The organism is Paraglaciecola mesophila KMM 241 (assembly GCF_000315015.1).
GTDB lineage: Bacteria > Pseudomonadota > Gammaproteobacteria > Enterobacterales > Alteromonadaceae > Paraglaciecola > Paraglaciecola mesophila.
In genome coordinates this window covers 1-13,184 of record NZ_BAEP01000077.1, presented here as the reverse complement: position 1 = coordinate 13,184, position 13,184 = coordinate 1, and the positions used below count along the sequence as shown (strand labels likewise).

At 45.3% G+C, this 13,184-nt stretch carries 9 protein-coding genes and 1 pseudogene; 4 read left to right on the top strand and 6 right to left on the bottom strand.

Features of this window, described 5'->3' with window-relative positions; genetic code table 11:
- Positions 1-65: 65 nt before the first annotated feature.
- The 3 genes from GMES_RS19575 to GMES_RS19565 are packed head-to-tail and all read right to left on the bottom strand — an operon-like array spanning position 66 to position 2,838.
- Positions 66-1,484 carry an aldehyde dehydrogenase family protein gene (locus GMES_RS19575; protein ID WP_039987866.1) on the bottom strand — a complete coding sequence of 473 codons (1,419 nt, stop codon included), beginning with the start codon at positions 1,482-1,484 and terminating at the stop codon, positions 66-68.
- Entirely contained in the window at positions 1,477-2,532 is a 1,056-nt protein-coding gene (locus tag GMES_RS19570; protein ID WP_006994544.1) for a nitrilase-related carbon-nitrogen hydrolase, read from the bottom strand. Before GMES_RS19570 ends, GMES_RS19575 begins: the two co-directional genes overlap by 8 nt.
- A gap of 3 nt (positions 2,533-2,535) precedes the next feature.
- Positions 2,536-2,838 carry a DUF1330 domain-containing protein gene (locus tag GMES_RS19565; protein ID WP_006994543.1) on the bottom strand — a complete coding sequence of 101 codons (303 nt, stop codon included), beginning with the start codon at positions 2,836-2,838 and terminating at the stop codon, positions 2,536-2,538.
- A 273-nt stretch (positions 2,839-3,111) separates the two neighbouring features.
- On the opposite strand from GMES_RS19565, the gene GMES_RS19560 reads away from it, so the two are divergent.
- On the top strand, positions 3,112-5,355 hold the full coding sequence (locus GMES_RS19560; protein ID WP_193363004.1) for a tetratricopeptide repeat protein: 2,244 nt from the start codon (positions 3,112-3,114) through the stop codon (positions 5,353-5,355).
- Between the two features lie 78 nt (positions 5,356-5,433).
- On the opposite strand, the gene GMES_RS19555 is transcribed toward GMES_RS19560, so the two are convergent.
- The 3 genes from GMES_RS19555 to GMES_RS19545 all read right to left on the bottom strand — a co-directional run bounded on the left by GMES_RS19555 (position 5,434) and on the right by GMES_RS19545 (position 10,886).
- On the bottom strand, positions 5,434-6,045 hold the full coding sequence (locus GMES_RS19555; protein WP_006994541.1) for a hypothetical protein: 612 nt from the start codon (positions 6,043-6,045) through the stop codon (positions 5,434-5,436).
- Between the two features lie 116 nt (positions 6,046-6,161).
- Positions 6,162-9,296, bottom strand: coding sequence for a PKD domain-containing protein (locus GMES_RS19550; protein ID WP_006994540.1), 3,135 nt, complete (start codon positions 9,294-9,296; stop codon positions 6,162-6,164).
- A gap of 690 nt (positions 9,297-9,986) precedes the next feature.
- Positions 9,987-10,886, bottom strand: a complete 900-nt coding sequence (locus GMES_RS19545; RefSeq protein WP_006994538.1) for a LysR family transcriptional regulator — start codon at positions 10,884-10,886, stop codon at positions 9,987-9,989.
- Between the two features lie 112 nt (positions 10,887-10,998).
- Here GMES_RS19545 and GMES_RS19540 point away from each other — a divergent pair, with 112 nt between their 5' ends.
- The 3 genes and pseudogenes from GMES_RS19540 to GMES_RS22890 form a co-directional block, all read left to right on the top strand.
- The gene (locus GMES_RS19540) at positions 10,999-11,724 is read left to right on the top strand and encodes a CPBP family intramembrane glutamic endopeptidase (RefSeq protein ID WP_006994537.1); all 726 of its coding nucleotides are present in this window, start codon (positions 10,999-11,001) and stop codon (positions 11,722-11,724) included.
- 185 nt (positions 11,725-11,909) lie between these two features.
- Complete coding sequence (locus GMES_RS19535; RefSeq protein WP_006994536.1) at positions 11,910-12,878, top strand: MBL fold metallo-hydrolase; 969 nt, start codon at positions 11,910-11,912, stop codon at positions 12,876-12,878.
- A 27-nt stretch (positions 12,879-12,905) separates the two neighbouring features.
- Positions 12,906-13,184 (top strand): annotated as a pseudogene (locus GMES_RS22890) (hypothetical protein); the annotation flags it as partial.

The window sequence follows — 13,184 nt, the reverse complement described above, 5'->3', positions numbered from 1 at the left end:
CGAGCCTAATGATGAATTAGGCTCGCTTTTAGCTTCTTTTATAACGTTAATTCAAAGATATTGCTCTAAAACCACCACGGGGATGGTACGCCAGTGTTGCGAATATAGGCTTTTTTACGGGTAAAACGCCTAATTGATTCTGCGCCCATGCGCGAGCCACCTAGGCCTGAGTATTTAAACGATTGCTTTTCTGCCTCATGGATCAAAGCTGTTAATGAAGCATCATTAATACTCACCGCGCCAGCCTCTAACTCGCTAGCCAGTTGCTTGGCGTAATCCACATTCTGGCTAAATACCGCTGCCGATAAACCAAACTCGGAGTCATTCGCCATGGCAATCCCCTGCTCGTCGCTATCGACTACCGTTACCGGTAAAATAGCCGCGAAGGTTTCTTGGCTTAAAATGTCCATATCCGGCGTCACATCGGTTAGCACTGTGGGTGCGCAGTAACGCCCGCCGCCTAAATTGAGCACCTCACCACCACATAAAATCGTCGCCCCTTTGTCTTTTGCGTCTTGCAGTTGTGCTTCAACAATCCCCACTTGCTTAGCTGAAATGATGGGCCCAATTTGTCCTTGCTGAATGTCAGGGTAGTTGTGTTTAAGGGCTTTGACGTTTTGTACTAACTTGGTTAAAAACACATCGGCAATCGCTTTGTGCACATATACCCGCTCAAGTGACATACAAGACTGCCCGGCATTGACCATGCTGCCCCAACACAGCGCTTTAGCAGCGAGCTCCGGGTCTGCGTCTTGGCAGACCACGGCTGGGTCTTTACCGCCCAACTCTAAAAAGGCAGGAATAAATCGCTCTGCGCATGCTTTACCCACATTACGCCCAGTGGCCACACTACCGGTGAAACACAATGAGTCCACGGTATTGATAACACCTTGACCTGTTTCCCCTGCGCCAGTGACGAAGCTAAGCACCTTGTTTAAGGCCGGTACGCTTTCAAGCATTTCATTGAAAGGGGCGACGAAACGTGACGTGACTTCACTGGGTTTAATTAACACGGCACTACCAGCAAGCAATGCGGGTATGGCATCCACGAGTGATAACAACAGCGGGAAGTTCCACGGGCTGATGACACCTACTAAAGAGTAAGGCAAGTAGTCTTGCTGCAATTCAATGAAGGGAATTTCTGCTGCCCACGGCTCACCTTTGGCCAAAAGCGTTGGGGCTTGCTTACACCAGCGATGTATCGCGTTTATAGTGACATCTACTTCCAGTTCCGATTCACTCGCACGGCCTGTGTCGTTGATAAGGGCAGCAACTAACTGGGCTTTATGCGCGGCCATTTTACTCGCCAATTGCTCTAGAGCCATTATTCGCCCGTTTAATCCGCTCTCCCACCATGTTGCTTGCTGCTGTTTTAAATTACGGGCGATACTAGCGACTTGCTCGTTACTAAACACGGGTAAATCAAAATCTTCTTGGCCCGTGCGCGGGTTAATTATCGCCATTGTTGGCATGTGATTACTCATCTGCTTGCTCCGGTAGAATCACCCCTGCTTTTTTCAGGTTTGCAATGCTGCTCATTTGCGTATTTATAAAATGACTGCGGTCCGGCACGTGGACCTGCTGCGCTTCATCGAGCATGGTATTGGCTGGATAAACCGCTTGGCTGTAATGCTGGCTAAACAACTCATTTCGCTGGCGTGACAGAATATTGCCCATACCCGGCTTATTGCGATAACGACGCAAGACGGTGATATCAAGCTCAGCATTTGCCACCATGCTCTCGCCCATTCCCGCTTCAGCCATGACTCGGCCTTTAAAATCGACCAGTTTAGACATGCCATCAGTGGACTCAGCGGGAAAATCAATATCGGCAATGCCTGCTGAATTAGCCGACACCACATAGGCTAAGTTTTCCACCGCTCGCGCTCGCTTGGCAATGTCTTTAGGAGTCAATTCAACCGAACCGACTTCTGAGCTACTGTGCAACAGCACCTCGGCACCATTCATCGCCAAACAGCGGCTAATTTCCGGATATAGAATTTCTTCAGATGCCACACAGGCTAAATTTCCGAGCTCTGTTTTCGCCACCGGAAACAAAGACGCTTGGCCGTATACATCTAGGTATTTATCCAGCACGTCGTGCGGCGTGGGCGCAAACATAGACACCAAACGTCGGTAACGTAAGATGCAATCACCGTTGGGGGCTAGAATAAAAGAGGTTTGAAAATACAAGTCTTTAAAATGTGGGTCTAACTCGTACACATTACCCGACAGATACACTTGGTTTTTTTGAGCGATTTCGCTGAGCATGTCATATTCTTTGCCATCTTGAGCAATCGCGCCTTTCTCCTTCCATTGAGCCAACGATTCACCCATGGGGAAGCTGGTAAGAAAATACTCTGGCAGCACAACCATTTTGACGCTGGGTCCAACGAAGCCTTTTGTGCCTTGCACGTGCCCGCCCACACGACGAATATTATCGAATATCTTCCGACGAGCATCGGCCACGTTCAATTTATTAACGGCAAAGCAACGTGTTTGCAGAGCAACTGCGGTGTAAGCAATAGACATATTCTACTCCAAAGGGGTTTGAGTCAGGCCGTCCATCAGCATGATGTTGAACTCACCAGTGCCTTCTCGGAGTTTTTTTGCTTCTGCGTATTCTGGCGAGTCCCAAAATGCGTGCGCGGCTTCACAGCTGGGCCATTGAGACATCACGATACTTTTCGGCGCGCGCTTACCTTCAATTAGTTCTGGTGCGCCCATGGCGATATAATGCCCGCCGAATTTTTTGATTAATGGAGGGACGGCTTGGGTATAGAGCTTAAATTTATCCCAATCATGAACGGTAGCTTGGATAATCAAATACGCACTCATAGCACAACTCTTTTATTGAATTTTGCTTACTTTAGCAAATGCCACAACATATTGAAGTGAAAGAACTTTTAGTTCGTTCATTGTTTGATATTTGGCAATGGATACCTTGCCTAGGTCAGTATTAACTAAAGGGATATTGCATGCTTTATGTAGAATGCGGCAGCGGTGAACCTTAAGAATTGATCAAAAAACCCCCATAAATCGATTAACTTTCTAGCACTTTAGTTTAATAATGACTGGGTTAGATCCCCAAAAACAACGTTAACAAAGTGGATGACAACTGTGACAAAAGGACAACACACAGATAGCCCTTCTAACAAACCTCGCTCCCGAGGAATTCGAGCATCCCAGCAAAAGCTGCGTACAGCGCAGTTAGCCGCTGGATTTAAGTCTCAGGCGGAGGTGGTTGATAAAATTCAACAGATTGAGGGCTTAAAGAAAGCGCCGCGCTCTCTGGTAAGCCGGGTATTTCGTGGCGAATCAGTCGACCCATTGAGTATTGAGCGAGTAGCAAAAGCGCTCGATGTACAAGCTTGGGCGCTGTATTTAGATTCAGCTGAAGTCGAACATCAATCCAGTAACGATGCTCCCGAGAATGATGAGCCTCATGGCAGTCATGCAAACCAAGGTCTCCTCTCGCCCGGCACGCAACCCACCCAAATGCAAACGCCAACAAACGGTGAAATACAAAAAGCTCCTCAGGCAGAGCCAAGCCTTGATCAACCCCTGAGCGTTGAAGAGCACTCAGTGGATGATAGCCACAGTGATGGGAATAACGGCCCTTCTCAACCAAGTGCCCCAGAGCAAGCACATCAAGCGCAACAAAAAAATAAACGCATGCCGTTTTTGGTAGTCACCCTAATAGTACTGCTAGGCGTATTAGTCATTGACCGATTTTGGCCGATGGATAATGCAAATTCGTCAGGTAGTACTCTAGCGGGCATTGTTGATATTGATAACAAAGTGGTCGCAGTGATGCCGATTAAAGGCCGAAGAGGGGCAGACATAACGCGTAGCATTGAGCAATTACTGGCAGGCCCCACTGAGCTGATTGTGGGTAGCTCAGCGCTTCATGCTGGCGTACAAAGCCCTCAAGAGTTATTACGCAGTAAAAAAGCGGACTTGGTGATTAGCGGAGAGCTGATTGAGATAGGTCGCTACATTGCGGTTCGCTTATTTTTATCTCGAGATGAGGATATGCAGCAAGTGTGGTCTGGAGTTTTCAGCAAGTCTTCTTCACAACAGTATCTTGAATTGCAGCTTAAAAATGGGTTGAACACCTTGCTCACGAAACGCCCCATTGCAGACATAGCCGACTGGTATAGCCTACAACGGTTCTTAAATGGCATGCAGCATTTTGAAGGTGAGCGTTCAGAGCAAGTCATTTTGCGCGCAATGGCTGATTTTCAGCGGGTGATTAGCAGTGCCCCGGATTTGGTCCACGGATACGCTGGCATGTGTGCCGCTTTAGTGGAACAAAACCTTCAAACCAGTGATAAAAACAATCTTGAAGAAGCATCTAAATATTGCTCAGCTGGCTTAGAAATCGAGCCGAATTCTGTTTTTATTCAAAATGCACTTGGGAATCTGGCCCGTGTCAAAGGCGATTACTTGATTGCAAACGCACATTTTGAACAAGCCTTACATGCGGACCCTAATGATGTCACGGCTTTGCAAAAGATGGCTGAAAGCCAAATGCGCATCTTCTTGAAAAGCCGTGACCCTGAACTTTTTTCGCAAATTTTATCTCAACTGGAGCATGCAGCTGAGCTTGAACCTAACAACTGGAAAATCCCTTATACCCAAGGCCGTGCTCACTATTTTAAAGGCGATCAATTGGGCGCTATCGATTATTTCAGCCAAGCAGCAGAGTTGTCTGTTAACTACCAAACGCTAAACAATCTAGGGGCGTTGGAGTTTTGTGTTGGTGACTTGCAAAATGCTAAAGCACATTATCAGCAAGCTTTAACCCTTAAACCAAAGCACACCGTATTGTTGTCGAATATTGCAGTGCTGCATTTTTACCTCGGAGAGAACCAACAAGCGTTGGATATTTTTGAGCCGCAAATCAAGCTCATCACTGAAGAAGGTGGGCCTGGGCTATACCAACTTTGGTCGAATGTAGCAGACGTGTACCGCACGCAAGGTCACATCAAAAAGGCACTTCAAGCGTATCGTAACGCCATGTCTGAACTTGACCGTGAGGTTAGCCAAGGGGAAGCAAACGTGATGCAAAAAGCATCTCGTTTGGCTATGTATATTTTAGTTACTGAGCTTTCACCTGAATTACAAACCGAACCGCTTTTAGCCTCATTGAAAGAACAAGCCGAGGCACTCAATGCAGCGGCGGACCCAGTATCTTTACATCAACTTGCTTTAAGTTGGTTGCACTTAGGTGATGAAGATAAAGCCCGCCACTACCGCGATAAACTAAGGGCTATTTGCCCAGGGTTCGCTGCTTCACCTGACTTTAACGCCCTAGAGCAAAAAACTTGGGGCCCCCAAAGAGAGACTTAAAACCGCTGCAACAAGCGTTTTGCCCCTCGGTTTCTAATACGCCGCTCAAAGAGCGCATTACCATGGCCGAACAATTTATCAGCTTGGTTTGTGCGCCTTGTATCGATACGCTAGGCCTACAACTGCCACTAAGAATAAGCCCCACGATGTTGGTGTTGGCACCGGCATGTTGTTCGTATCATCGACCACCGTAATTTGAGCGTCAAATACGCTTATATCTAACGCGCTCGCATTCTCATCAGACACAATAAGATTGCTAAAACTAAGCTGACTAACACCTACATTACTCGCCATAAACGTCAGCGTAGCAAACATGAACTCATCAGCTTGAGCTGATAAATCGCCAACAAAAGAGACTGCATATACGTCGATATTATTAACGTTCGCGAATACGTCAAAAATATCAAATTCATCTAACGCGATGTTGCCCACCGCTGAATTTATAGAGCTCACAACGTTATTGAACCCAAGCAAAAATTCAAACCCGCCTACATCGTCGGTTTCTAACCCGGAAAACCATAATTCAAGTGACACTGTATCGCCGATATTAACGGTTTCGTTTACGCTACTTTGCGCGTTGTTAAACGATAGTATTGGCAATGCACTTACCGTTTGATTAACCCCAATAAGCAAAGTTGCTCCAAGAACTATGCGTTTTAACGTATGAGCGATATTGGTTTTGATCAACATGAATATTCCTTATCTATATATTGAATTTGCAGTAATTTCTAACTCTTATGTCACTGTCATGATCGAGATAATCATATGAGATAAAGCAGCACATCCTTGTGCTTATCTTGCTGGTATTAATCGGGTCTCGACAAGCAACGCGGTAGGTCACACTCTAGTGCACATCCTCTGGCGTCGAGCACATTAATCACGCCATTTTGGTCCCAATCTGCAACATCATTTTCTTCTGCCGTTGCATTTCGACGTCTAGCAATAGCGCGAATGTCCAAGCTATCAACAAAGTCATTGCCATCAACATCACACATCTTAGGTTCGACCTGCGCTATGACATCAATGAGTACCTCGTCGAAGTCACTCGCCTGCCCATCGCTAACCACTAAGCGTAAGGTATACAAACCAGCTAAGTCGGGGTCGATAAAGGCAACCACATTATTTTGATTAACGATAGTAGCCACACTATTCTGGGGGCGTGAAGCAATTTGCCATAGGTAAGACAGTGATTGAGGGCCTGAATCAGGATCAAAACTCAGAGAGCCATCCAGCACCACACTTGCACCAGCATCAACTGTTTGATCCTCTCCTGCATTTGCTACTGGTATTTGGTTTTCACTGACGGTAACCACAACTGAATCAGAATCGCTCAGTTCACCGTCACTCACTGAAACCATTAGCGTATAAGCCCCCGATACATCTGGCACAAACATAGCTGATCCGGTTGAGGTGGTTTGAATACTCTCGCTATTTAGTAAGCTACCTTGTGGCACCGACACAAACACCCATTCGAACGACAGTGTGGCTGGGCCTTCGTCTGGGTCAAAGCTGGCAGAAGCATCAACCTGGACGCTGTCGCCAATTTCGAATTGCTGATCATTTCCGGCGTCAGCGACGGGCGGCTGGTTTATTACGATTTCATTGATAACCACAGTGACTGCCACTACATCTGTTAGTTCGCCGTCTGAAATCAACAATTGTATGCTATAGCTACCCGCTACATCGGCGGTAAAACTCGTGATGGGGGTTCCTTGATTAACCAAACTGCCACTGGAAACTGCACTACCTGTTGGCACACCGAGCACTTGCCAGCTGTAGGTCAATGCCTGAGGCCCATTGTCGTTATCAACACTGGCACTGCCATCAAGGGTAACTTGCGTACCAGCTAGCATTTCACCGCTTACTTGAACATCTGCTTGCGGCGCTACATTTGCTTCAGCGACCCGTACCACGACTGAATCACCTGTACTGCTATTTTCGCCATCATCTACTACAAGGTTGAATACATAGTCACCCGCCACATCAGGCGTAAAGCTAGGGTTTACACTGGTGCTATCTTGCAGCACTGTAACAGCGCTGCCTGAGGGCACAGAAGCGACAGTCCAAACGTAAGTCAGTAAATCCCCGTCTGGATCACTAGATGCACTGCCATCGAGTTGTGTAAGCGCGTTTAGCTCAGCGTTTTGATCGGCACCGGCATGGGCGGTGGGTGTCCGGTTCACCACTGTCACCGTAACAATAGCGCTGTCTGTAAGTAAGCCGTCGTTCACTTCAAGCTCAAATCTATACTCTCCATATACGTCTGGCTGAACCGTGGCATTTGGGCTTTGTGCATTGGTGATATCAGCTTGTGTAAAACCACTGAGATCAGGGGTAGAGACCAATGCCCAGCTATACGAGAGTGGCTCTGGTGCGTCGTCGGGGTCAAAAGAACCCGAACCATTGAGTTGAATAACCTGATCTTTATATACCGTTGGCGCAGAAGACGCTGACGCAATAGGTTTTTGCGGATCAGGGGCCGCGGTAGGCAAATTAAACTCTAGGACGTAGTCGCCAATCTGATCTTTGCCTGATGTCCCATCACTTAGCACCAGTGTATATGTGCCATCCATTGGCAGGCTTAAATTATAAAGTCCAGCGCTGGAATAGTCGCCTGCGTTCGTAAGGTAGCTTCCATCGGGACTATGTACAGTCATAAAGGGGTATAAGTTTACGGCGTCAATTTCACGCATGACTAACGTTACTTCATCTCCCACAGCCCCATCAAAGGTGAACGTGTCCAAATCACCTTGAGTCACCGTTTCAAAATAGGAGCCAGCACCACTCAACTTCCCGTGCTCATTCGCACCGAGTGATTTAGCGAAGTGAATTTCATAATCAGCGGTTTGATCACGTCGACTTGTTCCATCTTGTACTAATAATGTGTAAGTGCCGGTCTGCGTAGCGAGAAGATTTCTTATACTCGCCACAGAGTAATTACCGGCCTGACTCAGTCTCTTCCCTTCAGGTGAATAAAGCACCATCCATGGAAAATAGTTATTCCGATCCACATCCGACAATTGGATATGTAAACGTTCACCTGCACTCGCGCTAAATGTCCAGGTATCTAAGTCGCCTAAGGTGATATCACCGCTTACGGACCCACCATTTATCAGCGAGCCATGTTCATTAGCACCCTGTGATTTAACAAAGTGAATCTCATAATTACCCACCTGCTCCCGTCGGCTTGTTCCATCTTGCACCATCAAGGTATACGTGCCTGTTTGTGAAGCAGAAGTGTTATAAAAATTCGCCACCGTATAATTGCTAACATGCCCCACTCGGCTGCCATCTGGTGCATAAAGCGCCATCAGCGGGAAGAATCCTCCGTCGTCCAAATCTACTAGCTGAATATTTAACAACTCGCCAGCGGTGGCTTCAAACGTCCAGGTATCTAAGTCACCTAAGGTGATATCACCGCTGACGGAGCTGCCATTTATCAGCGTGCCATTTTCATTAGCACCCAGTGATTTGGCAAAGTGAATCTCGTAATTGGCGGTTTGGGCTCGTCCGCTTGTTCCATCTCGTACAACAACGGAGTAGATACCGGTTTGAGAAGCGTCAGCATTATAAATATTCGCTACCGTATGATTACTTGCCGACGTTACCGCTGTGCCATCAGGTGCATATAGCGTGACATGAGGAATTAAATCGTTTCGCTCTAGATCCACCACTTGAAGATTGATCCGCTCTCCCGCGGTGGCGCTAAAGGTCCAGGTATCTTCCTCACCTGCTACCGAAATAGCGCCTGAGACTGAACCGCCGTTAATCAAATCTGCGGCATGAACTTGACTCGCGCCCAGTATGAATATGCTACACAGCATAAGCCAATAGCGCTTCCAGCAGTCACGCTGCAATTTTCGAAAAAAGCGGGGGACAGGTGAATGCCCAGTCTGAGCATCAGGCTCTCGCTGATTGTACGTAACGATTCTAGTATCCATGATCTTTCCTTAACATGTTCGATAGAGTGGTTCCGCTATACAACGTGCGTGACCGCGTGTATTTATTCACAAGGTGGGATAGGGTTTTTTGCTGCCTCTGAAATTGACTAACGCCGAATTAACACAGTGACACAGAATAAATCGCCTAAGAAACACCCCTAAGACTTAAGTGAAGCAAAGTGAATCATTCATCGTTTTAAATGAATGGAAGTGGGCGCAATTGAGTAAAACTGAATACATTGGATTTAACTGAATCAGTGGGAATTTTTATGCTGTATCAGCAAGTGGATTAGCCGATTGCAGCTGATGCCATTCGTCTCCACATAGTTCTGAATTAAAGAATGGCGGAGTTAAGCCTTATGTTTTCTGCCGTTACGGCTGAAACAAGTCCGGCAGCGGCTTAGGGTCACTAACAGCAACTCTATGTGGCAAAATAATCATAGCGAAAATAGGCGAGAAGCGGCCCTTGTGAGTTTAAGTGTTTTGCAATGCTTACCCACTCCTAGCTGGAATGAATTTTCGGCTATCGGTTTATTAATGCGCCGAAAAAGCGTAGATGCTAAATACACGTTATAGAGACAATTATTAGAAAAGGAACTGAGCTTAAATATCAGACAAACTAAAAATGACTTTCGCCGAGCTGACAATTGACCGTATTCTAAAAAAGCTGTTGCGGAACTTTAGATTTTACTACCACTGTGGTCGTTTATTAAGAAAGAAATCGATAAAAGCCCGCACTTTTGGTTCAACAACAACAGTTTGGTGATAGTAAATGAAGGCTTCGGCACGATCCCACCAATAGTCTTCCATTACTGGCACAAGTGAGCCATCTGCAATGGCGTTTTCTATCTGTTTTGCCTTAGGTAATGCATTTATCAGCCCTAGACCTGATTGTGCACACTCGATCATTCCTGCCACCGCTTTTACCCGAGAGTTTAACGTTTTATGTATGACTTGTCCTGTAAGAGCCTGTAACACCAGAACGTTGCTTGGCTCATTATAGAGATAACCAATCACATCGTGTGTGTCCAGATCATCTGGCGTATTTGGGATCCCCTTGGTATTCAGATAATCAGGAGAAGCAAAAATACCATAGCGTTCATTGTACAAAGACCGCCGTTTCAATCCGGTGAAGCGATCTCCTAAATATGAACCAACCCCCCAGTAAACATCATATTCATCCTGTGCAATATCAACCAAGGATTCCTTCACATCAAACACGACATTGAGAAGAGGAAATTGTCGTAAAAACTCGCCTATCCATGGCGTGAAATTCTCTGTAATGACTTCATTTGCTTGCGTTAGAATACGGATCTCACCTGAAACTTCGAACTCCGTTGATCGCACCCACTGCTGCAATTGACGGTGTTGGTTATTCAATGCGGTGCAACGCTTAAGAAACTCCCTGCCATATTCAGTCAGTTTTAGTTCTCGTCGAGTTCGAATAAAGAGAGCTTGGCCAACACTCTGCTCAAGATTAGCAATTTGCTTACTAACTGCCATGACGCTTTTAGACATTTTTACAGCGACTCGGGTCATATTTCGTTCTTGAGCGACAAGCTCAAAGGTCTGTAGCTCTCTTAGTTGCATAAGGAAATTACCGTAAACTTTTAGTTTATCTATATTTATATATTAACTTATTTATTTATCTTAGTCAGTGAAATACGATTTGCACCACTCTTACCTACTATGAGAAATATCTATGACTGTACATATTTGGACGCTCTCAATGACGATTGTCATCCTAGCCGTTCCAATTTACTGCTTATGGGAAGGCAATAAGGCGCAACAAGATGTTATATCAGGTAAACAAACAAGGCTGGGTGCATATGTTTCCACCATAGTCCTGCTGTGGATACCTACCTTATATTTATTGACAGGCATGAGTTTGGGTAAAGTGAATTCTGCCGACCTTTCATTAGTGTGGGCTGGTAGTCTCAACAACTGGTTAGGTGCAACGGGGCTATTACTGATAATGGGCTATTTTGCCTTTAGTCTATTTTCAGTGATGAAAACAAAAGAAACGCACCAGAACATTAGATTACAACTAGACCACGTCGCGTGGCTAATGCCGCGAAACCTGAAAGAGCTAACGTTATTTACTGGGGGCCTTTCACTGTCTGCCGGTATATGTGAAGAACTCCTTTTTCGAGGGTTTCTTTGGCAACTTCTTACACCAATTTTAGGGCTTTGGCCTGCACTTTTGTTGTCTAGTATCCTATTTGGTGTGGCGCATTATTACCAAGGATGGCCTCACGTGCTGCGCACAGGTGTCATGGGAATAGCGCTAGGGCTGGTATCGTGGCTTACAGAAAGTATATGGATTGCGATTGCGTTGCATGCTCTCATAGATATGTATGGAGGACTGCTAGCCTACCTAGTGTTTCGCACTACTGACGATAATCCATTGCTTAATGCGAAAGTCTGACGCTCTAGGATTTAGTGGCTGCTATTTTAGTGCTTCCGTTACTGATGAACATAATCAATATTGAACGTGGAATAGTGTAAGCCAAAAGGCGTCGAATAATGCTTCGCTTGTCATTATTCTTGTTTCTGCTACACATTATGAGCAAATTCGTTAGATTGCAGCATTAGCTGCTCAAGAGGCTACACATGAAAATCAAGCTTGTTTCAGTTTTACTGGTATTGATATCCGGATGTACTATTGAAGCGGGTGTCAACGCGAATGAGAACTTAAGTACTTCACCAGCACAACGTCACTCCCTATTAAATAAAGAAAAATGGATTCACGGCTCTGTTGATTGTAAAACCAACCAAGACGCATCTGTTGATGTATATAGGCATGATCAATCGAGCTTTATACTTCGTCAAAATAAGTGTCTAACCTTTGAAGCTCCCTTTATATATGTGCTTGTTGGTGAACGAAAGATCCTAGTCTTTGATACCGGAGCAATGTCTGACACTGACGGTTTTTCTCTTTATGAAGAAATTAAAAAAGCGGCTGGGGCTGAGGTTATATCCAAAAGAGATATATTGGTCATTCACTCTCATGGACACAGTGATCATTATCAAGGTGACGAGCAATTTGCTGATCAGTCAAATGTAACTTTGGTTGGCCCGTCAGCTAAAGAAATGAAGAGCTATTTTGGCTTTAATGAATGGCCTATGGGGCAAAGCACCATCGACCTCGGTAACCGCAAGTTGACAATAATACCAACCCCCGGACATCAAGAAGAGTCTATAACTATCTATGATCACCAAAACAAATGGTTGCTGACAGGGGATACTTTGTATCCTGGGATGATTTATATAAAAAATTGGGACGAATATAAACTTAGCATCGACAGACTAGATAAATTCTCAAAGTCACACAAAATAAGTGCCATTTTGGGCGCGCATATAGAAATGACCGCTAACCCCGGCAAGATTTATCAAATAGGTTCAATTTATCAGCCTAATGAGGCTCAACTGGATTTAGCAGTGTCACATCTACATAAACTAAATGCCGCCCTGCAACGCTCATCCAAAGCCGAAAAAATAGATTTTGACGAATTTAAGATTCAGCCAATGGGCTTACTGCAAAAATCTATCAGTAATGTTGCGCGATGGTTCACGCAATAGGAAACAAGTCGTAAAAGCGGTTCCTCTTTGAATCAAAAAGAAAGCAAAAAGAAAAAAAGAAAAAAAATAAAGAAAAAAAAGACACCCATGATAAAAATAAAGAAAAAAAAGACACCCATGATAAAAATGGTCAATTTTCAGGGCTGGACTACACTTGATTTGTCTTTCATTCTGTCAGGTAGATGGATTATGCCTCAACCTCGAAAAAGCCAAATTAGTTTAATCGATACGCCCTATTACCATTGTGTGTCCCGCTGTGTGCGTCAGTCTTTCTTATGCGGAGTAGATAAATATTCTGGCCAGAGC

Excerpts from the sequence above, each read along its gene's own strand:
- GMES_RS19575 (WP_039987866.1), bottom strand. The coding sequence starts at position 1,484 with ATGAGTAATCACATGCCAACAATGGCGATAATTAACCCGCGCACGGGC.
- GMES_RS19570 (WP_006994544.1), bottom strand. The coding sequence starts at position 2,532 with ATGTCTATTGCTTACACCGCAGTTGCTCTGCAAACACGTTGCTTTGCC.
- GMES_RS19565 (WP_006994543.1), bottom strand. The coding sequence starts at position 2,838 with ATGAGTGCGTATTTGATTATCCAAGCTACCGTTCATGATTGGGATAAA.
- GMES_RS19560 (WP_193363004.1), top strand. The coding sequence starts at position 3,112 with ATGACAACTGTGACAAAAGGACAACACACAGATAGCCCTTCTAACAAA.
- GMES_RS19555 (WP_006994541.1), bottom strand. The coding sequence starts at position 6,045 with ATGTTGATCAAAACCAATATCGCTCATACGTTAAAACGCATAGTTCTT.
- GMES_RS19550 (WP_006994540.1), bottom strand. The coding sequence starts at position 9,296 with ATGGATACTAGAATCGTTACGTACAATCAGCGAGAGCCTGATGCTCAG.
- GMES_RS19545 (WP_006994538.1), bottom strand. The coding sequence starts at position 10,886 with ATGCAACTAAGAGAGCTACAGACCTTTGAGCTTGTCGCTCAAGAACGA.
- GMES_RS19540 (WP_006994537.1), top strand. The coding sequence starts at position 10,999 with ATGACTGTACATATTTGGACGCTCTCAATGACGATTGTCATCCTAGCC.
- GMES_RS19535 (WP_006994536.1), top strand. The coding sequence starts at position 11,910 with ATGAAAATCAAGCTTGTTTCAGTTTTACTGGTATTGATATCCGGATGT.